Raw genomic sequence first — 20,043 nt, forward strand, 5'->3', positions numbered from 1 at the left:
TTTAAATGACTTCTACACATTCCATTGCAAGTGAATACACATTATCATATCCTGCTATACTAAGCTTTTTCTGTAATCGATCCGTATCCTCTTTCAAAGCGTGTACTAGCACCGTATGTTCTGGTAATAATGTATTTAACATCTCTTTCACATCTCTTATACTTTGGTGAACTTTATATGGAACTCGCTTCACCCTACATTCTTTACCTACACGTTCTTTCAAAACTTTTTCTGCAAAACTCCCTTTAGCAATATGTCCAGTAAAGATAATGGAATTTCGTTCTTCATACAGAATTTGTTCATAATATAACTGTGCTCGTTTCGTTTGCATATTCGCATCACTCATTACAAATATTCCATAACTATGTTGCGTACCGATGTCATCATCCATAACTATTACGTTTCTTTTTAAACTCTCAATTAGCTCTTCAAGTTCTTCATTGTTTTTGATCCAATCTTTATATACGATCATCTCTTCGAATCCAGCCAAAATTTCTTGATCTACTATAATGGGAAGTTCTTTATATTTTTTATATAAATACAACACGATATCTTGCGCCCTACCAAGCGGTGGCAATGGTAGTAATGCTATTCCTTTATTCCCCGCAGCACGTTCAATTTCTGCACACAGTTCGTTTACTCGTTCATGTTGCGAAACATCATCAGTATGATACGCGGCATCTACGATTGCAACTTTTATATCGCCACGCAATTTCTCAGGTAAATTCGCTCGTAGTATGTTAGACTCTGCTGAATAATCGCCAGAATAAAATACATATGTATGACTCATATCCACTAAAAACCAAACAGCTCCTAATACATGCCCACTATACCCCCATTGAAACCGCAATGAAGGAGTAATTTGTATCCATTCATTCGGATTACTAATCTCATCAATATATACATAATTTAAATCTTTTATGTTTTGGTCACTATAAGGTATATTCCATCCTCGGGTCAGATTGTAGTTTCTCCATTTTTCATAATAAGTTGGAAGTTGCTCCTTCGTATAACGAGTCGTCCAAATTTTTTTCTTATATCCATACTTCGCTAATAAAGGTAAACCCATCGTATGATCTTCATGAATATGTGATAAAAATACGGCATCTAAAAACGGCACAACTTCCCTATCTATTTTTGGATAACTATCTTCATATGATCGATTAATACCACAATCAAATAATATTTTTGTCTCTTTATTTTTTACGAAGTAGCAGGAACGACCGTATTCTCCCGCTCCTCCCCATACTTCTATTTTCATCATGCTACCCCTTTTCGTTTTTGCTCCATATGCTGCAGAAGTAATAAACATAGCGTTGTAAGTCCAACTGAAACGACAGCCATCGCCATTCCAATAGATACTTCTCCTTGCTCAAATTGAGCAAAAATAAATGTTGCTGATGTTTCTACTGATGGAGGTAGTACGAGAAGCGATGCTACTAACTCTCTTATCGAGATTGTAAATGTCATCGCCCATCCAGCAAGAATGCCTGGGATAATAAGAGGTAATATTATTTTCCTAAAAATATACATATAATTTCCAGAAAAAATACTTCCTGCCTGTACAAGAGAATCATCAATTTGCCCGAGTGATGCTTTTACATACTGCACCGTATAAGGTAAAAAAAGAACAACGTACGTTACGATAACCATGACTGGTGTATTGTAAATGGACAGAGGCATATAGGGTGAGTTCCAAAATAATATAAGACCTACAACCATCACAATTCCTGGTACCATATTCGGTAACATACCGCACATATCAAGCCATTTTTCAGAGGATTTTTTCCCCTTTCGAATCATAAGTGCTAAAAAGACTCCAATTATTACAGCAATAATCGCTGTTACGAGTGAAAAAAGAAAACTGTTCCACAAAGCTTCTAATCCTGGTGATCCCATTGTAAACAACGCTTCATAATGACTCGTTGTAAAGTTATTTACATGTAAACCGCCGCCTCTTAATTTTGACAAAGAAGCGATCAATATAGAAAAGTATGGGATTCCAATTGATATGATTAATAAACCAATTACATAAATCCACGCTACAACACGTGTAACGATAGACAAAGTATACCTTTTAGATTTCACACCTTTTCCACTAACCATTGCATATGAATACTTTCGATTTAATACATTTTGCATATACCAAATGAGCATACATGCGCTAAGTAATAAAGAAGATAATGCTGTTGCACTACTAAAATCAATCGGCCAACTCGAAATAAATTTATGAATCTCTGATGTTAACACGTGGAACCCTATTCTACGTCCAAATGTAGCCGGTGTTCCAAATTCAGCAATCGTCTTTACGAAAATGAGTAAAGCACCCATTACATAACTTGATACTAATAACGGCAATATTATTTTTCTTAAACGATAGAAAAAACTTCCGCCATGAACTGCTGCGGCATCTTCTTTACTACTCCCAATTTGAAGTAACGTGTTTTTCAACATGAAGTAAAGAAATGGGAATAAATGCAGACTCATAATTAAAACCATACCCCCTAAACTAAAAAACGAGGATGAAATCGTCTTTAGCATCGGAAAAAACTGTTCGAAATAGCCGTTCGGTTGCATGAACAAAATCCAGCCCATCGACCCAATATACGGCGGTGTCATAAATGGAATCATAAAAACAACATCTAACTTACTATACTTTCCAACATCTGTTTTACTCATAATGAACGCTAATGGAAATGCAAATACGGTAGCTCCTATTACTACAAGTACACCGAGAAGCATCGAGTTTAGAAAAATCCCAGCTAATCCACCACTCTGCATCACTTCAAAAGGCTTTAAAAAATTCCAACTACTATTTTCATATACACTAGAAAGTAAAATGAGAAAAAGCGGAATGACGATTAACATCGCCACAAGTAACAACGCTACTGTCATTCCAACTTGTCTTACTGATACGAATCGATTTACCATGTAATCACCATCTTATTTAAATACTTTCTTAAATTGTTTTCCTATTTCATCTTGTTCTTTCCCAACTGTTTTCCAATCAATATTTAATATTGGAATCTCTTCCACATTTGGTCTATTTTCAGCTTTTATATCTGTTCTACCAGGCAATAAATATGCTTTAGAAATTTGTTTTTGTACATCATCTGATAATAAATAATCAATAAACTCTTTTGCACCTTCTACATTTTTACTATCTTTCATAATGCCTGCTGCACGTGGGCTAATAACTGTTCCGCTTTTTGGATATACGATATCAACTGGTTCACCCTTTACTTTTGCACTGTACGTCATATAATCAACACCCGCAATGACCATATCTTTTGCACCTGTTACAACTGGATCTAATGCTTCTTGGTTTGCCCCCGCTACTGTAACTTCATTTTTCTTAAGCTGTTCAAATAAATTCCATCCATCTTTCCCGTTCTTTTTCACGTATCCAGTTACAAAGTCTAAAGCTGAACCTGAAAGTGCTGGATCTGGAAGATTCACTTTCCCTTTCCATTCCCCTTTTGTTATATCGCTCCAATCTTCAGGTGCTGCCTTCACATTTTTTGTATTGTACACAATTCCTAATGCTGAAGCACTATACCCGAAATAATGACCTTTATCATCCGACCATTCTGGACGAAGCTTATCAGCTTGTTTCGCTTCTTTATAAGCTAACGTTTGACCATCTTTCTTTAACCCTTCCATTGCTGGTAAAGAAGCAAGTACCACTACGTCAACGACTGGTTTTTTCTTTTCAGCTTCCATTCTTGCTAAGATTTTTCCAGTTGTCCCTTGAAACATTTCTACTTTTATACCCGTTTTCTTTTCAAAGTCCTTTTGAATTTTTTCTGCTAATCCTTTTGGCCCTGCACTATATACAACAATTTTCTTTTCATTCGTAGTTTTACTTTTTGCATCTGCATTACCTGTCTTTGAACTACACCCTGTTACTACAGCAGAAAATAATAAAGTACATACAAATAATGACTTAAGCGAACTGAAGTTCTTCATACGATTCTCCCCCTATATGATGAATACATTTTTTTGGTACATATAACGCTACTGGTTTCCCAATGCTTAGCCTACTATTGTGATAAGCTGTCCATACACCGCGTGTCCCCATGTTTACTTTCACTTCATAACGTTCTCCTACATATGTAACGTGCTGGACTTCACCTGTATACATTTCACACACTTCATTTTTTGTCCAGCTCACTTGCTCTGGACGAACCATTTGTTTACCCTCTACAAGCCAATTTGCCTTGCCAACAAATTTTGCAACAAATTCATGAGACGGTTTCACATAAATATCTTCTGGTGTTCCTTTTTGTAATACTTCTCCTTGTTTCATGACAATGATTTGGTCTGACATTGACATAGCTTCTGTTTGATCGTGCGTTACATACAATGCCGTTAAACCAATAGAATGAACAATATCCATAAGCTCTAACCGCATTTCTTCTCGCAAAATTGCATCGAGTGCACTAAGCGGTTCATCGAACAAAATAAAATGTGGTTTTGTTACAATTGCTCTAGCAAATGCGACACGTTGCTGCTGTCCACCAGAAAGTTCATGTGGATATCTTTTCTCCATCCCTTGCAAGCGAACTCGCTTTATCGCATCTTCTACCTTTTCTCGTAAATGATTCGTTTGCTTTGTAGCTCTTAAACCAAATGCAACATTTTCAAATACAGTCATATGCGGCCATAAAGCAAAATCTTGAAATACCATACCGATATTACGTTCATGAGGAGATGTTTTTATTTTTTTCGCACTAGAATACATGCACTTATCTCCAAAATATATTTCACCTTTATCTGGATCTTCAAGTCCTGCAATCATTCTAAGTAAAGTCGTTTTCCCGCATCCCGAAGGTCCTAAAAGTGTAGTGAATTCACCTTGTTTCATAACAATTTGTAGCGGCTTTAACGCCTGCGTTTTTCCAAATGTCTTTTCTAATCCACTAATTTTAATATCCATCGTTTCACCTCTCACCCCTAACTCTTAACCTGCTTTCATTCTATATGGAAGATTTATACTGAATGTTAATGTACTGTAAAGATTAAATTAAAAAACTTCTAATAAACTATTTATTTTTATAGATTTTTTCTATAGTTAGAAGAAAAAGGGGCAACTTGCCATGAATCTCTTAAAATTAGAAATTGTAGTGCTTATTAAGAAATACAAAAAACTCACGATTGTTGCAGAACAGCTTGGTGTTAAACAACCTACTATTACATTCCATATAAAAAGCTTAGAAGAGGAACTCGGTGTGTCTTTATTCGAATTACGTTCTGGAAGATATTTCTTAACAGAGGCTGGTGAAGCATTGCATCACTATGCTTGTAAAATAGATGCACTTATGAAAGAAGCTAGGCGGGTCACGCAAGAGTTTAAAGATTTTAATAAAGGTGCTATAACAATTGGCGCTAGTTATGTACCAGCGACATATCTTTTACCAGAAATTGTTCATCAATTTCAATGTGAATTTCCAAATATAAAAATAACACTCATGGTAAAAACAGCTCCTGAAATTCGAACGATGCTACAAAATCATGAAATTGATCTCGGTATAATTTCAGCAGCACCGTTTGATGAATCACTTTTAAAACAGACGAATGTAATGCCCGATACACTTGTTCTTGCTTTCTCCAAAGAACATCATTTTTCAAAAAAAGAAAATGTATCATTACAAGATATCGAAAAGGAACGGATATTACTGCATCGTAATCCATCTACAACGAGAGATTTACTTACAAAATGGATATTAGCTCATAACATTACATTCCAATCAGAAATTGAATTAGATTCATTAGAAACGATGAAACAAATTTTAAAATACGGTAATGGGGTTGCCTTTATTTCTAAACTTGCTATTGAACAAGAAGTACAACGAAATGAACTACGCTACATACCCATCCCTGGATTTGAATTTCAACGTAACATTTATACGATTCATCATGAGGACAGATGGAATTCTAAAATTATTTCTTTTTTACTACAGAGCATCACTTCTTATACAGCAAAAAATTAAAAGGCTGTCGTTATACACGACAGCCTTTTACACTATAACTCTATTTATTTTTCTTCGCTTCAATTTTTGCTTGTGCCTCTTCAGCCTTATCTAATGCTTCTGAAACTTTTTTCTCTTTTTCTTTCACATCATCTATACTATCTACAGCTTTAATGAGTTTATCAATTCCTTCTTCTTCTACTTTTCTACGCTTAGCTACTCTTTCATTTACTTTCTCTTCTACATCTTTTGCTTTTTGAAGCATATTCTCGGCATTTGATGTTACAGCTGTTTCAAGTGCATCGTCTTTTTTCATTTGTAACACTTCATTTGCAATGTCTTTCGCTTCTAAATACTTACCGTCTTTTAATGCTGTTGCTCCGTGATCCATTTTCTCGGCCATTTCTTTATATGATTTCGCTTCATTTCCTGATTTTTCTTTTTCTGCTTTTTCAAACCACATTGTTGCATCACTATATTTTTCATCTTTCAATGATTGCATACCTGTTTCAATATATGTGTCATAATTACTACATCCAGCCATTACGACTAACAGAAAAAGCATAACAAAACTTAATTTTTTCATGATGTTTTCTCCTTTTCTTTGCCTGCTCACTATACTGTAACATACATGAAAAAGAGTTTCAAAAACTAAAATACTAATTCGGTCATTTTTATAATGATAAGTCGAATTTTTATTATTTTCTTATTTTTAAGCCGACACATCTACTTGTTTTTTCGCCATATGTTGCCTTACTCCAACTAATACAACTAACAATAAACCTCCACCTATTGTCATCATAACAATGCTAGTTGGCAACATATCTAATAATAATCCATATACAATCATTCCGAGCGGTGCGATTGCAGTAGCAATTGTTTCAAGTAGACCAAACACACGCCCTAAGTAGCTTGGATCTGTCGTTTTTTGCATATGTACTTGCATCGGAATGTTTACAATCATAATTGCTATACCAGTTAACATCATGAAAGCAATATAGTAAATAAAACTTGCCACTTTTGGAATGGTAACTAACAACGGGAATACTGTACATAAACTCAAACCAGCAAACAAAAACAGTCCAGTATAAATAGAACGAAACGGATTATTCACTTCTTTACGCACTGATAAAGTAATCGCACCCATTAGCATCCCGACTGCTAACATTCCCTCTACAGTACCGAGTTGCTTTGAAGATAAATGCAATGTATGTATGATAATGTATGGAAGTGCAACAGTTAGCCCACACGCAAAAAAGTTTACCCACAATGCTATTTTCATTAAACCATATATTTCATGCTGTCGTTTTACATATAAAAAACCTTCTTTTATACTCGTCAAGAAATGCTCTTTACGCTCAGCCACTTCTTTTTTATATAAATCAAATACAATAAATAATTGCAAAATAACTGCTAAAAAGAATGTAATGCTATTTAACAAAAAGAACGACTGAATTGAAAAGAAACCAAATACTACTCCACCAATAATCGGCCCTAAAATATTTGATAAAGAAGCTGCCGTTTGATTTAAAGCACTCGCTTTTTGAATACGCCCCTCATCTACTAAATTAGGAATAGACGACGTTAATGCAACAGAATAAAAACTTGCACAAATTGATAATAATGCTGCTGAAATATAAATAAAAAGAAGTGATGGTCCAAATATAGTAGCAAGAATAAACATAATAAGCATCGTTAAACTACTTAATAAATCAGTTCCAATGACAAGCCACTTTCTATTCACACGGTCTGCTACAGCACCGGCAATCGGACCACAGATCATCCTTGGAAGTGATCCGCAAACAAGCGTAATTGCAAAACCCATTCCTGAACCAGTTGTCTTTAATACGTATAACCCCATTGCGAACGTATAAATGCCCACTCCTAGCAATGACGTCATCTTTCCAATCATCATTAAAATAATATTTCTCGTTGCAATCTTCATTCTTGAATCAGTTTGACCTATACTTACATCCTCCATTATGACACTCTCCCCTTAAAAGTTAAATTGTGTTAAACTTATTATATAATTAACTTTCCAATTTCCACAACAAAAAGTTAAATTGTATTTAACTTTTTTTAATTATAAAGGAGCAATAATATGGCAACTCTCGGAGAAAAAATTAAAGCATTGCGAAAAGAAAAAAAGCTTACTCAAACAGCACTGGCAGGTTCGGAACTTACAAAAAGCATGCTTAGTCAAATTGAAAATGGAAAAGCTACACCTTCCATGAAAACATTACAATATATTGCAGAAAAACTTGAATGTGAAACGAGTTTTTTATTAGAGGAAGAAGATGATGACATTGTAGAACTCATTCAAAAAATGGAGCGACTAATAAAGGCGAATAAATGTGATGAAGTATATGAGACTTTGCTACCTATCGTTCAAAAAGAACTACCTCTTACTTTAAATACAGCACGTTTATATAAACAGTTCATAACTGGAGCGGCTATTATGAACGATTATAATATTGAATATTACGTTGAAACAGCTGTTTCTATATTTGAAAAATATACTTTGTATCGCGAAAGTACTGAAACAAAACTACTGTTTTACTATATGCTCTACAAACGGAAAAAATATAAAGAATGTTTACAGTTGATTACCAGAATTCGCGATGAATATAAAACGAAGAATTTAGAAATGGATCTTATTACACATATACAATTATATTTAAAAGAAGCAATTATTTTACTCGCATATGGTAATTATGAAAAATGTGAAAAAGTCATTTTAGATGCACTTGCATTTTCAAAAAAACATCAAGTGTATTATAAAACAGATGAATTTTACCGTATTTTATCTTATCAAAAAATCATTACAACTGATAAAGAAAGATATTTATATTACATAAAAAAATCTGAGCAATTTGCCATTTTTACAGAAGATACTTTATCCGCTGCAAATATAGATATATTAAAAGCTTATTACTACAATACCGTTACGAATGAATATACAATTGCATTAGCACATTTAGAACAATTCCGAGAAAAACTAAAAGATGTACCGATTTTTCAAGACGATGGATTGTATTATCTTGAAAAAGGAAAATCTCTGTATGGTTTAAAACGTTACGAGGAAGCTTTGGAAACATTAAAACGTGCTAATATTCCAGATTATATGAGTCATCCACTTGATCAGTCATGGTTATTAACAGCTGGATCATATCGTGCCCTGTGTCATATAAAACTTCAAGATAAACCAGCTGCCCTGAAAGAAGCAAAAGAAGCAGTTCAAACGATAGATGGTTATCCCGACTCCATCTTCACTTCATTTATTAAAGAAACATTACAAATAATACAAAAACTTTAAGAATGTCTCGAAATGGTATATTATTCCTCTTTTTTAGCAAAGATAATAATGATGGGAGGAATATAAATGAATATTCAACGTGCAAAAGAGCTTTCTGTGTCAGCAGAGCAAGCGAATGTTAGTTTTCAAGGCATGCCTGTTATGATTCAACACGTCGACGAAAGCAATGAAACCGCCCGCATATATGAAGTAAAAAACCCAGGACGCGAATTAACAGTTCCAGTTAATAGCTTAGAGGAAATATAAGAAATGCCACTTCGATTTTGAAGTGGCATTTTTCTTTTTTTAGATTACTTATTATAAATTTCTTCTATCTTCTATTTTACAGGAGCTAAAAAATAAGAATTTTCTACTTCTTTTCTTTTTGTGACCTGCTAAAATACAAACTATGAATGAATTATTCGCACTATATATTAAGGAGGAAAAATAATGGCATCTAATTTAGAAAAAAACAAGTCTTATTATGCAGTTATATTCACTTCCCATTTATCAAATGATACGACAGATTATAGTAGCGTTGCCGACAAAATGGAGGAACTCGCAAAGCAGCAACCTGGATTTCTAGGTGTAGAAAGTGCACGCGGTAATTCGGGACTCGGAATCACAATTTCTTATTGGGAATCACTTGAGGCAATTGAAAATTGGAAACAGAACGCCTTACATAAAGAAGCGAAAAAAAGAGGCCGTGAGCAATGGTATGAAAACTTCCACCTGCGTATCTGCCTTGTTGAGAAAGAATTTAAGTTTCATAGAGGTACATTATAACTATGAAGAAAAAATTAGCTCTCGTTATTGTTCATGAAATATATGGTGTGAACGACCATATGCATCACGTTACCCACCACTTCACTTCATCTCAAATAGATGTATTCTGTCCTAATCTTCTACAATCACAACACGCATTTCATTATCGTGATGAGGAAAAAGCATATGAACATTTTGTAAATCATATTGGATTTGATGATGGGAAACACCAAATTGAAGAATTCATCCATACTCTTTCAAGTAATTATACACATATTGGACTTATCGGCTTTAGTGTTGGTGCTACCATCTCATGGCTATGTAGTAACAATCCGAAAATAGATTTTATTATCGGATGTTACGGCTCTCGTATACGCGACTATATTCACATGAAGCCTACATGCGCTACCTTACTTATATTCCCTGAAAAAGAAGCTAGTTTTTCAGTATCCTCTTTAATCCAAACATTGCAGCAACAAAAGAATCCTTTATTAGAAATACAACAACTACACGGTGAACATGGTTTTCTAAATCCGTATACTGAAAAATATAACGTGCACTCTACAAAACAAGCATACAATTTAATAGATTCGTTTCTTGTAAAAACACTCTTATAAAGGAGAGTTAAATGACGCTTACATTACTCTTACTTATTTTCATATTCATTGCCTTTTTCTCAGCGCTAACTATCATTTTTGTAACCGTAAAAAAGGGGGAGTTTTCAAAACGTCCCTACTTACAATCTATTATCATTTCCATTTTATTTTTTGCAAATTGGATCTTATATTTAACATCTTTTTATACGTTACTCCCTGAGAAAGTTAGCGAGTTTCTATTCCTGCCCATTTGGGCCCATTTGGTTTTTCCTTTGTATTTTAGGTTTTATCACTTTCTGGCGCGAATGGAGAAACAATCGTGTGTTCTCCATATGTATCGGTTTTCTTTCCTTTATTAGTTTTTTATTTGGGTTATTGTTGTTAGTTCTTTCGGGGATGTAATAGAAAAAGGAAGAAAAGCCAACATTCAACTTTTCTTCCTTCTATTTTTACCTTTAGATTTCACTGTCACTGATTCACAAGGTGAGTAATAAATTTGAGGTGTCGCCTTATCAACAAACATCATAAACGTAATGAAGCCGATAATAAAGAAAATAAACAACGTTAACAAAACTGCTCCTATCGTTAAAAGTATCATAACACCACCCCTATATTTTTCATGTTATTACACCTTTCGCTATTATATGAGCGTAATCCTTTTTAGAAAAAGAAACGTAACAAAATAATCACAATCACACCAGTTAATACTGTACCTAATAAACTACGAGTATATATTGCTACAAGAAATGTTGGAATTGCTGCGATCAAGTAATCCCACTGCATCGTCTCATGCATAAATAAAACTTGCGCTAAAAGTGCTGCTAATATCGCGATTGGTATGTAATTTAACCATTTTAAACCCCAGTCTGGAATTTGTAGTTTGCTAAATACGAGTAGAGGTAAAATACGTGGCACGAGTGTGACAGCTCCTGCTGCTAATAAAAGTAATAATACGTCTAATCTCATTTCCATTTTTCAATCACCACTCCAATCGTCGCAGCTAGTAATGTTGCGATAATAACCGCTATACTATCTGGCATAAATAAGTGTGAAACGTACGCAATTATAATCGCTACAATTGCAACAGTAAGATGAATTGCCAGTTTCGGTTTACTACTTATGAGCTGAAGTACAAATAACCCGATAAACATTGCTGGTAATGCATAATCCATGCCGTATGTATGCGGATCTGGTATCCACTCACCAAACAGCCCGCCGATAATTGTAGCAAGAATCCAGTTTAAATAAGCCGTTATATTTAGCCCAATCATCCATCTTTCACCTAAATATCCTTTTTGCGCTGCATGCTGTACTGCAACGCCGAACGTTTCATCTGTAATTTGAGAACCGATAATTACATTTTTTAACAGAGGAAGTTTCGTAAAGTACGGCGCAAGTGCAGCACTCATAAGAAGGTGGCGCAAGTTAACAAAAAATACAGTGAAAATAATTGCGGAAGCAGGAGCACCAGCTGCATACATACCAGCTAATATAAATTGGGCAGAACCTGCATAAATTAAAGTGGACATAAACGCAATTTCAATGATGGAGAAACCTGCTGTTTTTGCAATTACACCAGCTGCTATACCGATGCTTAAATAACCAAATACAGTTGGTAAACAATCTTTTACTCCTTGCTGAAATGTATCATCGCTTTGCAAAGCTACATGTGCCTGAGCTTTACTCATCTCTATCATCCTCCATTCCTTTCAAAGTTCGTTTTCCTGTTACGACATGAACTAAATCTATATTTTCACGCCACAACGTATCTAACTTATCAGCTCCAAATTCCTTCGTAATTTCTTCAACCATAATATCGTGTCGCACATACTCTGTAGCAACGAGAACTAGAGCTGGGTCATACGTTGTAACAGCCCATGAAGTGCTATCATTTGAGAAGTTCGCAATTAATACTTCTTCCCCGTCACGCGCGATTACAGTTAAATGACCACCCATTCTCTTTTCAACAACGTGAGGCGTCATATAATTATGGTGAAACGTCGCGCCTATTTTTGTTTTGGGAGCGCCAAATAAGATTGAAAATATATGTACACCTTCCTCTTCCTTTTGATGAATGTATGGCTCAATTTCATGCACTTGATCTTCCCATACAGAAATCCATAACTCTTCCTTCGCTCTATTAATTATATTGCATATTTCTTTTAAAACACGATCATTTGAGCGAATATGCGAAATTACATCTATTTGTCGCTCTTGTTCTAAACCATTTAATTTCTCGTCTAAAAATTCAAAGGACTTTTCAAAGTCTTTTCGCATCCGATTCATTAACTCGGTAGCGGGTACTGGTACATATTTCACCGGTTCTGACGGAACGATATGCACCGCTCCTTTATCCATTAATTTACCGAGCACCTCATAAATCATCGAACGAGGTACCCCTGTTTGTTTACTCACTTCATAACCAGTTACTGGGGAATGTTTTAATAGGCCAATATACGCTTTACACTCGTACTGGGAAAAACCTAACTTTTGTAATTCCTTTATAATTTCATCCATCGGTAACCCCTCACAATCTAAATCGCTCTAACTTCAAAACGACGATTTTGTTTCCCTTTACTTTTTACTTTATCAATAACAAGTGTTCCTATTTCACTCGTATTTTTCACATGTGTGCCTCCACAAGCTTGTTCGTCTAAATTTTCAATTGTAACAATACGGATTTCTTGGATAGTAGTTGGCAGGAGGTTTATTGCTGTTTTAATCATTCCTACAGCATTTTCTGCTTCTTCGCGGCTCATATAACGAGTAGAAATTTCTTTATTTTGTTCAATAAGTTTATTCACTTCCTTAACAATTCCTTCTACTTCCACGCTCGATAACTCTTGTAACTCATTAAAATCGATACGTGCTTTGTCAGGATAAATTTGATTTCCAGTGCATAGAGCTCCATACTTTTCATAAACGACAGCTCCGATAAGATGCAGTAAAGAATGATGACGCATTAAATTATGACGTCTTTCCCAATTAATCTCTAATTTAACAGGACCTAATTTTACTTGTGCTCCATCTTTTATATAGTGAACTATTCCTCCCTGCTCCTTTTTTACTTTTTCAACTTCAAATACAGACCCATCTTGTACAATGACACCCGTATCACATTCCTGCCCCCCACCAGTTGGATAAAAAACTGTTTCTTTTACAAATACTTTATTCCCTTCTACTTTTATCACTTCTGTTTCGCAACTCGTTTTGTATGCATCTTCTAAATATAATGCCGTTGTCATACTCTCACCTCTTTAGTAGTTATAGTTATACCTACTAATATAAAAAAGAAGCTCCGCAAAGTCAATTGATAATTCTGAAATCTCAAATTAATAAAAGACTCCTTTATTAGGAGTCTCCTATCTCAATATTTCATTCGCTTCTTTTTCATAAATTTTATCAAATGAAGTCATAACCCGTTGTGACGCTGAAATCATTTTTTGATCCGTCATAAGATCAGCCATCTCTTTCGTCATATCTACATTTGAATTTTCTAGCATATAATTTTTTACTGTCCCTACTCCGTTCGGTAAATCAACAATGTTCCCTTCTGCTAGAGTAAAGCTTTTGTTCTCTCTTTGTACAAGACGATTATTCGCTTCTGCACCTACTGTTTTTGTTTGCAGGCGAGCAATATTATTTTGCGTCACTGCATCATATAACGTACCGTCTGCTTGTACAGCTATCTTTGCTCCTTCTGGAATACGAATACGTTCATTATTCTCACCCATTACGAAAGCACCCGAAGTTGTTTGCAGATAACGATCACTATTTAATGTAAAACTACCGTCTCTCGTTAAAAACGTTTCATTATTTTTAGATGTAACGAAAAACGAAGCTGTGCCAGCAGTTCCATCATCTAAAAGGAAATCTGTAGCACTATTTGTCATTTGTATATTTCCTTGTACTAAGTTCACATGCGTCGCAGCTGGTACTACAGCATAATCGACCGAACCGATATTTGTCACAGCACCATCTCCGCGGCGATATGTGTCTTGTACATCAAATACTTTAGAAGTCATATTTTCTGCTTTAAATCCTGTCGTTTGAGCATTTGCAACGTTATTCGAATGAACATTAATGCGCTGCATGTAATTCATCATACCCATAGAACCTATATAAAGACCGTTCATAGTCGTTTGAATAAGGCAAGTGCCTTATCCTTCACCTCTTTTCTATGATGTTTGTAACATTTGTTTCGCTAAATGTTCCGCTGTAGCGATATGTATGTTTTTCTTTACGTCTTGTCCGTCTGTCATTAATACAATTGGAGCTGATGATACTGCTGGAATTTTCAATAATTCACCACTACTTGCCGTTTCATCAAATTTCGTAAATACGATACCATCAATATGAATATCTTTAAAGTTTGTAATGATTTCGATCATGTCTTTACTTTTCATCGAAGCCGATAACGTTAAACAAATATAATCTGGTTCTACTTGTCCCATCGTTTCAATCATTTCTTCCACTGTTTCTGACGCACGATAATTTTTCCCAGCTGTATCAATTAAAATATAATCGACGCGCGCTTCTTCTTTAAAATACGTAAGCGCTCTTGTCATTGCAGCTTCATCACGTACAGCGATTACTTCAAATCCAATTGTCTTTACGTAATCTTGCAGCTGCTGCACTGTCCCAATTCGTGAATGGTCTGTCGTAATAAAACCAACCGTTTTTTTCTGACCGTGAAACTGCCATGCCATTTTCGCAAGTGTCGTCGTTTTTCCAACACCAGTTGGACCGATTAATGCAATTGTTTGTACTTCTTTTTCAAATACGTTTTCCGTGTTGAAATGAGATCTCATATCTTCCAATATATATTCAATCACTTCTTCTTCTGTAATCATCGTTGCATTCTCAAACTTCACTTTTAACTTTTCAGCATATGCATGAATGAAGTATTGTTCTACATCGTTTTGCTCTAGCATGCGAATTACTTTTTGAATAATAAATGGTACAGATTCTTGCTTTTCTTTTTTTACAACTACTTCTTCTTTCTTGACAGGAACGACTTTTTTCACAGGTTTTTTCTTTTTCGTTACTTTCGTTTCTTCCGTCTGTTTCACAACGACGATTCCTTTTTCAAACAACTTTAATAGTTTCTCTTTCTTTCTTGCCCATTCTTCACTATTTCCTGTTTGCATCGCCGAATATGACATAGGGGTCGTCACGTTTTCTAAATTGTGCAGTACCGTTTGAATTCCATTCGCCTTCATAATTTGTTCTGAAGGGTCATTCACAACATCCATTAATTGTTCATGAAATTGGGCTGCGCCTTCGTTCACTTCTTCCTGTTCATCCTCTGGAAAAGCAACTAACATTTCATAATTCTTTTTCCAAAAAAACGGGATATTTCGTTTTACACTTTCATCGACAACGTAATAATAATCTGTACCATATTGGTCAAATAACTTTCGATACAATTCATTTTTCGAAGCTGCTTTTATTCGCATTAACGCTTCTTTCTTTTCTGTACTTTCCATTACTTCACCCCCTACTATTCAATATAGGCAATTTGATCTACAACAATTTCTGGTGCTAATTCGCTAATACAAAGCACTTGTGCTTCTACTTGATAACGCTCAAGAAGTCTTACAATCGCAAATCTGAAATCTTTTCTACGCGTTAATAACACTGGTTCTCTTCCCATTAAGCGAGCTTGTTTAAAGACACGCTGTACTTGCTCAACAACACGTGTTTCTAAATCTAAATCCCAGTTTAATAAGTAACCTTGATAAGAATTGTTCACAACGTCCGCATCTAACTCGATTGAATCAGAGAAAAGCGCTGCATAAATTTTACCGTCAGGATTTTTCGCATTTTCACAAATAACTTTTGAAATACATTCACGGACGAATGACGTAACACCGTCAACATGATTTTGATAAATTTCTTTTCCGTCAATAATACCTTCGATAATGGTTGGTAAATCGCGAATAGAAATACCTTCTTTTAGCAGTTGTTTAATAACATTTTGAACGAGTGATAAATCGATTTCTTTCTTCTTAATTTCTTCTAATAAAACGCCGTTATCATTTTCAAGTGAGTTAATTAAGTCTTTTACATGTTGACGCTGAATTAACTCATGAAGATTACGTCTAACGACAACATCTAAATGCGTAATTAATATGCTAAGTGGCTCTAATACTTGATAGCCTTTCATTTGTGCATCTTGTACCATATGCTCTAAAATCCAATATCCATCTTCACCGAAAATCGGATCTTTCGCTGGTTCTGCATCTAAATCGGCCATTACATTCGGTGTTTTCAGTGCTAATAAGTAACCTGATTTTAAAACACCTTCAGCTGCCTTCGCACCTTTAATACGAATAATGTAACGTCCGCGTGGTCTAAAACTCGTATTATCTTTAAAGTTAATTCCAGGAACGTTAATACCAAGGTCGGTAATAATTGATTTCCTCATAAGAACAACTTTATCACGAGCTGTTTCCCCGTTAATTTTCTGCTTTACAAGTGCTGCTAAATCTAAGCCTAGTTCTACAATAATTGGATATTTATCTGTAAATACTCCAAATGAATCTTCCACTTGTTGCAGTTGCTCATCTTCGCCTTGAATCATTTCTATTTCTTTTTGAAGCTCGTCTTCTTTTTCTTTCTTTATTCGATTTTTATTACGAATTCCTAAGAAGATAATTGTTCCACCAACGAGTGCGAATGGTAGAAACGGTAGCGGAGTAAATATACCCATTGCGATAAATAAACCACCAAGTGCATATACAACAACTTCATGAGCTAATAACTCTTTAAAGATACCTTCTGTTACTGTATCCGGTGAACCATCAAATACACGCGTTACGATAATACCTGTTGAAATCGCAAGCATAAGCGATCCAATTTGGTTTACGATTCCGTCCCCGACTGTTAACTGTGTATAGTGAATAGCTGCTTCAGCAAAACTCATGCCCTGCTGCATCATTCCGACAATTAAACCGAAAATAATGTTTACGAATAAAATGACAATCCCGAAAATAACGTCCCCTTTAATGAACTTCCCGGCACCATCCATCGCTCCGTAAAACTCTGTTTCCATATTTAATTTTTTTCGTTTTGCCTGTGCATCTTTTTCTGAAATAATGCGCTGGTTTAAATCAGCATCGATAGACATTTGTTTCCCTGGTAAAGAATCAAGTGTAAAACGAGCTGCTACTTCAGCTGTACGTGATGCACCGTTTGCAACGATAAACTGGAATATGATTAATACTGTAAAAATAACGATACCAATTAATAAGTTCCCGCCAATTACGAACTGGCCGAACTCTTCAATAACATGACCAGCATTTCCGTCTGTCAAAATCGCTCGCGTCGTCGATACGTTAATCGATACGCGGAAAATCCCGATTAATAACAACATCGTTGGAAATGACTTTAATTCATCCCACTCGTTAATACTTGTCGCTCGCATATAAATAAGCACTGACATACTTAGTAGAAAAACGATAATGATATCAAGTATAAATGGTGGAAGTGGAATTAAGAGCGCCACTACGAATGACGCTGCTAAAAAGATAGAAAAATAGGTTCTTGCAGAATCTATCTTAAACAAAGAGATCTCCTCCAAACGCGCTATTATACTTCAAGTTCATTCGTTTGAATTAAATAGCGCATAACTTCAATTACAGCTACATATAAATCTTCTGGAATCGTCTCATCTTCCTCGACTTGATAATATAAAGAACGAGCAAGCGGACGGTTTTCCACCATTGGTATTTCTTGTTCACGGGCAAGTGTTCGTATATATAATGCGAGCTCATCTTCCCCTTTTGCAACGACAATTGGTGCTGCATCAACGTGTTTATTGTACCGAAGTACGACCGAAATATGAGTCGGGTTGTTTACAATAAACGTTGCACCATCCATCTTCTTCGCAATTGTTCCTTGCAATATGGCGTGCATAAAGTTTTTTCGTTTCCCCTTTACTTGCGGGTCCCCTTCATTATCTTTATGCTCTTGTTTTACTTCTTCTTTTTTCATCTTAATATCTTGTTCGTACTCCCACTTTTGATAAATGAAATCAATAATAGAAAGAACAATTAATATAATTAAAATAGCTAAGAAGATAAATTTAATTTGCCTAATAATTTCAGTAAGTGACGCAGTCCAGTTAAATCCAATCATACTCACGATTTTCTCTAAATTCTTTTTAAAGAGAACGTAAGCAACGTAACCGATTAATCCCATATAAAACAGTGATTTCAAAATATCTACTAAACTTTTACGACTAAACAATCTCGTAAAATAGTTTTTTGGGTTAATACGCGATGCTTTCGGCTTAATAACTTTAGAAGAAAATAAGAAACCAACTTGAATCATATAATTGAATAAATGAAAAGCGTATACGAGTATTAATATCGGAGCTGATACTTTTAGTAGTAAAATCCCCATCATATAAAAATACTCGGTTGAATCTGTATTTTTTCCAATTTGATCAAACAGCACCGATACAGAATTGGCAATTTCAAACCCTAGCCAATCTCCGAAAAAGTAAACGACAACTGCTAATACAAGAATGGAAAATAAATTATTTAAATCTTTACTCCGGGCAATATTCCCTTCTTCACGCGATTTCTTACGCTTCTGCGGGGTGGCCTTTTCTGTTTTATTATCCTTTGCCATGCGCGTCCCCCTACTTCGTTAAGAAAAAGTTAAATAGTTTCGTATATTCCTCAAGCAATACATCCGTCATATTTTTAAACACATAACCGAGCATCGGTACACTCATCGCAATAAACAAAATACCACATGTAATTTTAATAACATATGCATTCATAAAAACGTTTAATTGCGGAGCGTTTTTTGCGATTAAAATTAAAACAAAGTTAATGATGAACAAACTTCCCATGAGCGGAAGAGCAATTTCAACCGCTGATGTAACCGCAAATAATAACGTTGCGAGTAGACTATCTAAAAAACTAGTCGTCAGCAATTTTGAAATCGCCTCTGTATATTGAAACGACTTTAAAATCGTGGCAACGAAATAATTAATGCCGCCAAGTGAAATAAAAATAATGAGAAAAAATATATCAAAAATGGTTGATAGTAAAGTAGACTGTGAACCTGCATTTACATCAAACAAACTTGCCTGTGATAAACCGATATCAAAGTCTAAAATGTGCCCAGCCATTTTCGGAATATTCCACAGCATTTCTACAATTTTTGAAAGTGATAATCCAATTACAATTTGCGTTCCTGCATAAGCTGCCACGTCCCAAGTTGTTTTTATGTGAGAGACATCAACTTGATCTGCAACTGTAATCGAAAGAGCAAGTCCTACTGTAACCTTCGCCATCGCTGGAATCGATCGACCTGAGAAAAACGGTAAAAAATATAAAAATGAAGTAATACGGCAAAACGCAAAAAACGTCGCCGTCCATAATTCCATATTCATTTC

General features: G+C 35.1%; 21 protein-coding genes and 1 pseudogene. 6 read left to right on the forward strand and 16 right to left on the reverse strand.

Going from position 1 to position 20,043, the window contains the following annotated elements; translation table 11 throughout:
* Nucleotide 1: 1 nt before the first annotated feature.
* From DN390_RS03075 to DN390_RS03090, 4 genes are read right to left on the reverse strand one after another with little or no spacing between them, the layout of a single operon-like run.
* Nucleotides 2–1,264 (reverse strand): MBL fold metallo-hydrolase, encoded by a 1,263-nt coding sequence (locus tag DN390_RS03075; protein WP_147806572.1) that lies wholly within the window; start codon nucleotides 1,262–1,264, stop codon nucleotides 2–4.
* Complete coding sequence (locus DN390_RS03080; RefSeq protein WP_147806573.1) at nucleotides 1,261–2,931, reverse strand: ABC transporter permease; 1,671 nt, start codon at nucleotides 2,929–2,931, stop codon at nucleotides 1,261–1,263. Before DN390_RS03080 ends, DN390_RS03075 begins: the two co-directional genes overlap by 4 nt.
* 12 nt (nucleotides 2,932–2,943) lie before the next feature.
* The gene (locus tag DN390_RS03085) at nucleotides 2,944–3,969 is read right to left on the reverse strand and encodes an ABC transporter substrate-binding protein (RefSeq protein WP_147806574.1); all 1,026 of its coding nucleotides are present in this window, start codon (nucleotides 3,967–3,969) and stop codon (nucleotides 2,944–2,946) included.
* Nucleotides 3,947–4,939, reverse strand: coding sequence for an ABC transporter ATP-binding protein (locus DN390_RS03090; protein ID WP_147806575.1), 993 nt, complete (start codon nucleotides 4,937–4,939; stop codon nucleotides 3,947–3,949). Before DN390_RS03090 ends, DN390_RS03085 begins: the two co-directional genes overlap by 23 nt.
* Before the next feature lie 160 nt (nucleotides 4,940–5,099).
* On the opposite strand from DN390_RS03090, the gene DN390_RS03095 reads away from it, so the two are divergent.
* On the forward strand, nucleotides 5,100–5,993 hold the full coding sequence (locus DN390_RS03095; protein WP_147806576.1) for a LysR family transcriptional regulator: 894 nt from the start codon (nucleotides 5,100–5,102) through the stop codon (nucleotides 5,991–5,993).
* Nucleotides 5,994–6,033: 40 nt separating this feature from the next.
* Here the strand turns inward: DN390_RS03095 and DN390_RS03100 are convergent, their stop codons facing one another.
* Both DN390_RS03100 and DN390_RS03105 read right to left on the reverse strand, forming a co-directional pair.
* Nucleotides 6,034–6,558 (reverse strand): DUF4398 domain-containing protein, encoded by a 525-nt coding sequence (locus DN390_RS03100; RefSeq protein ID WP_000736430.1) that lies wholly within the window; start codon nucleotides 6,556–6,558, stop codon nucleotides 6,034–6,036.
* A 126-nt stretch (nucleotides 6,559–6,684) separates the two neighbouring features.
* Nucleotides 6,685–7,953 carry an MFS transporter gene (locus DN390_RS03105; RefSeq protein ID WP_147806577.1) on the reverse strand — a complete coding sequence of 423 codons (1,269 nt, stop codon included), beginning with the start codon at nucleotides 7,951–7,953 and terminating at the stop codon, nucleotides 6,685–6,687.
* Nucleotides 7,954–8,073: 120 nt separating this feature from the next.
* Between DN390_RS03105 and DN390_RS03110 the strand changes: the two genes are divergently transcribed.
* From DN390_RS03110 to DN390_RS03130, 5 genes and pseudogenes are all read left to right on the forward strand, one after another.
* Nucleotides 8,074–9,288: a helix-turn-helix domain-containing protein gene (locus DN390_RS03110; RefSeq protein ID WP_147806578.1), complete on the forward strand. Its 1,215-nt coding sequence runs from the start codon at nucleotides 8,074–8,076 to the stop codon at nucleotides 9,286–9,288.
* Nucleotides 9,289–9,354: 66 nt separating this feature from the next.
* Nucleotides 9,355–9,534 (forward strand): H-type small acid-soluble spore protein, encoded by a 180-nt coding sequence (locus DN390_RS03115; RefSeq protein ID WP_001025740.1) that lies wholly within the window; start codon nucleotides 9,355–9,357, stop codon nucleotides 9,532–9,534.
* Between the two features lie 183 nt (nucleotides 9,535–9,717).
* Nucleotides 9,718–10,053, forward strand: a complete 336-nt coding sequence (locus DN390_RS03120; RefSeq protein WP_147806579.1) for an antibiotic biosynthesis monooxygenase family protein — start codon at nucleotides 9,718–9,720, stop codon at nucleotides 10,051–10,053.
* Between the two features lie 2 nt (nucleotides 10,054–10,055).
* Entirely contained in the window at nucleotides 10,056–10,649 is a 594-nt protein-coding gene (locus DN390_RS03125; RefSeq protein ID WP_147806580.1) for a dienelactone hydrolase family protein, read from the forward strand.
* Between the two features lie 11 nt (nucleotides 10,650–10,660).
* Nucleotides 10,661–11,030 (forward strand): annotated as a pseudogene (locus tag DN390_RS03130) (hypothetical protein).
* Nucleotides 11,031–11,055: 25 nt separating this feature from the next.
* Here DN390_RS03130 and DN390_RS03135 read toward each other — a convergent pair.
* From DN390_RS03135 to DN390_RS03180, 10 genes are all read right to left on the reverse strand, one after another.
* Complete coding sequence (locus DN390_RS03135) at nucleotides 11,056–11,226, reverse strand: DUF3951 domain-containing protein (protein WP_140969204.1); 171 nt, start codon at nucleotides 11,224–11,226, stop codon at nucleotides 11,056–11,058.
* 62 nt (nucleotides 11,227–11,288) lie between these two features.
* Nucleotides 11,289–11,600, reverse strand: coding sequence for an AzlD domain-containing protein (locus DN390_RS03140; RefSeq protein WP_000425942.1), 312 nt, complete (start codon nucleotides 11,598–11,600; stop codon nucleotides 11,289–11,291).
* Nucleotides 11,591–12,316 (reverse strand): AzlC family ABC transporter permease, encoded by a 726-nt coding sequence (locus DN390_RS03145; protein WP_147806581.1) that lies wholly within the window; start codon nucleotides 12,314–12,316, stop codon nucleotides 11,591–11,593. The genes DN390_RS03140 and DN390_RS03145 overlap by 10 nt, the downstream gene beginning before the upstream one ends.
* Entirely contained in the window at nucleotides 12,309–13,145 is an 837-nt protein-coding gene (locus DN390_RS03150) for a TrmB family transcriptional regulator (RefSeq protein ID WP_098198743.1), read from the reverse strand. Before DN390_RS03150 ends, DN390_RS03145 begins: the two co-directional genes overlap by 8 nt.
* Before the next feature lie 17 nt (nucleotides 13,146–13,162).
* Nucleotides 13,163–13,873 carry an alanyl-tRNA editing protein gene (locus tag DN390_RS03155; RefSeq protein ID WP_088121780.1) on the reverse strand — a complete coding sequence of 237 codons (711 nt, stop codon included), beginning with the start codon at nucleotides 13,871–13,873 and terminating at the stop codon, nucleotides 13,163–13,165.
* A 117-nt stretch (nucleotides 13,874–13,990) separates the two neighbouring features.
* On the reverse strand, nucleotides 13,991–14,764 hold the full coding sequence (locus DN390_RS03160) for a flagellar basal-body rod protein FlgG (RefSeq protein WP_098198744.1): 774 nt from the start codon (nucleotides 14,762–14,764) through the stop codon (nucleotides 13,991–13,993).
* Nucleotides 14,765–14,806: 42 nt separating this feature from the next.
* Nucleotides 14,807–16,117 carry a flagellar biosynthesis GTPase FlhF gene (gene flhF / locus DN390_RS03165; protein ID WP_147806582.1) on the reverse strand — a complete coding sequence of 437 codons (1,311 nt, stop codon included), beginning with the start codon at nucleotides 16,115–16,117 and terminating at the stop codon, nucleotides 14,807–14,809.
* Between the two features lie 14 nt (nucleotides 16,118–16,131).
* A complete protein-coding gene (flhA, locus tag DN390_RS03170; RefSeq protein ID WP_060630291.1) occupies nucleotides 16,132–18,198 on the reverse strand; it encodes a flagellar biosynthesis protein FlhA in 2,067 nt (688 codons plus the stop codon).
* Between the two features lie 23 nt (nucleotides 18,199–18,221).
* Complete coding sequence (gene flhB / locus DN390_RS03175; RefSeq protein ID WP_001030104.1) at nucleotides 18,222–19,268, reverse strand: flagellar type III secretion system protein FlhB; 1,047 nt, start codon at nucleotides 19,266–19,268, stop codon at nucleotides 18,222–18,224.
* 10 nt (nucleotides 19,269–19,278) lie between these two features.
* A complete protein-coding gene (locus DN390_RS03180; protein ID WP_147806583.1) occupies nucleotides 19,279–20,040 on the reverse strand; it encodes a flagellar biosynthetic protein FliR in 762 nt (253 codons plus the stop codon).
* Nucleotides 20,041–20,043 lie beyond the last annotated feature (3 nt).

It is taken from the genome of Bacillus sp. SH7-1 (assembly GCF_008042405.1).
Taxonomy (GTDB): domain Bacteria; phylum Bacillota; class Bacilli; order Bacillales; family Bacillaceae_G; genus Bacillus_A; species Bacillus_A thuringiensis_N.

Excerpts from the sequence above, each read along its gene's own strand:
- DN390_RS03120 (WP_147806579.1), top strand. The coding sequence starts at position 9,718 with ATGGCATCTAATTTAGAAAAAAACAAGTCTTATTATGCAGTTATATTC.
- DN390_RS03110 (WP_147806578.1), top strand. The coding sequence starts at position 8,074 with ATGGCAACTCTCGGAGAAAAAATTAAAGCATTGCGAAAAGAAAAAAAG.
- DN390_RS03160 (WP_098198744.1), bottom strand. The coding sequence starts at position 14,764 with ATGAACGGTCTTTATATAGGTTCTATGGGTATGATGAATTACATGCAG.
- DN390_RS03180 (WP_147806583.1), bottom strand. The coding sequence starts at position 20,040 with ATGAATATGGAATTATGGACGGCGACGTTTTTTGCGTTTTGCCGTATT.
- DN390_RS03155 (WP_088121780.1), bottom strand. The coding sequence starts at position 13,873 with ATGACAACGGCATTATATTTAGAAGATGCATACAAAACGAGTTGCGAA.
- flhB (WP_001030104.1), bottom strand. The coding sequence starts at position 19,268 with ATGGCAAAGGATAATAAAACAGAAAAGGCCACCCCGCAGAAGCGTAAG.
- DN390_RS03140 (WP_000425942.1), bottom strand. The coding sequence starts at position 11,600 with ATGGAAATGAGATTAGACGTATTATTACTTTTATTAGCAGCAGGAGCT.
- DN390_RS03150 (WP_098198743.1), bottom strand. The coding sequence starts at position 13,145 with ATGGATGAAATTATAAAGGAATTACAAAAGTTAGGTTTTTCCCAGTAC.
- DN390_RS03090 (WP_147806575.1), bottom strand. The coding sequence starts at position 4,939 with ATGGATATTAAAATTAGTGGATTAGAAAAGACATTTGGAAAAACGCAG.
- DN390_RS03075 (WP_147806572.1), bottom strand. The coding sequence starts at position 1,264 with ATGATGAAAATAGAAGTATGGGGAGGAGCGGGAGAATACGGTCGTTCC.
- DN390_RS03105 (WP_147806577.1), bottom strand. The coding sequence starts at position 7,953 with ATGGAGGATGTAAGTATAGGTCAAACTGATTCAAGAATGAAGATTGCA.
- DN390_RS03125 (WP_147806580.1), top strand. The coding sequence starts at position 10,056 with ATGAAGAAAAAATTAGCTCTCGTTATTGTTCATGAAATATATGGTGTG.
- DN390_RS03080 (WP_147806573.1), bottom strand. The coding sequence starts at position 2,931 with ATGGTAAATCGATTCGTATCAGTAAGACAAGTTGGAATGACAGTAGCG.
- DN390_RS03100 (WP_000736430.1), bottom strand. The coding sequence starts at position 6,558 with ATGAAAAAATTAAGTTTTGTTATGCTTTTTCTGTTAGTCGTAATGGCT.
- flhF (WP_147806582.1), bottom strand. The coding sequence starts at position 16,117 with ATGGAAAGTACAGAAAAGAAAGAAGCGTTAATGCGAATAAAAGCAGCT.
- DN390_RS03095 (WP_147806576.1), top strand. The coding sequence starts at position 5,100 with ATGAATCTCTTAAAATTAGAAATTGTAGTGCTTATTAAGAAATACAAA.
- DN390_RS03085 (WP_147806574.1), bottom strand. The coding sequence starts at position 3,969 with ATGAAGAACTTCAGTTCGCTTAAGTCATTATTTGTATGTACTTTATTA.
- DN390_RS03115 (WP_001025740.1), top strand. The coding sequence starts at position 9,355 with ATGAATATTCAACGTGCAAAAGAGCTTTCTGTGTCAGCAGAGCAAGCG.
- DN390_RS03145 (WP_147806581.1), bottom strand. The coding sequence starts at position 12,316 with ATGAGTAAAGCTCAGGCACATGTAGCTTTGCAAAGCGATGATACATTT.
- DN390_RS03135 (WP_140969204.1), bottom strand. The coding sequence starts at position 11,226 with ATGATACTTTTAACGATAGGAGCAGTTTTGTTAACGTTGTTTATTTTC.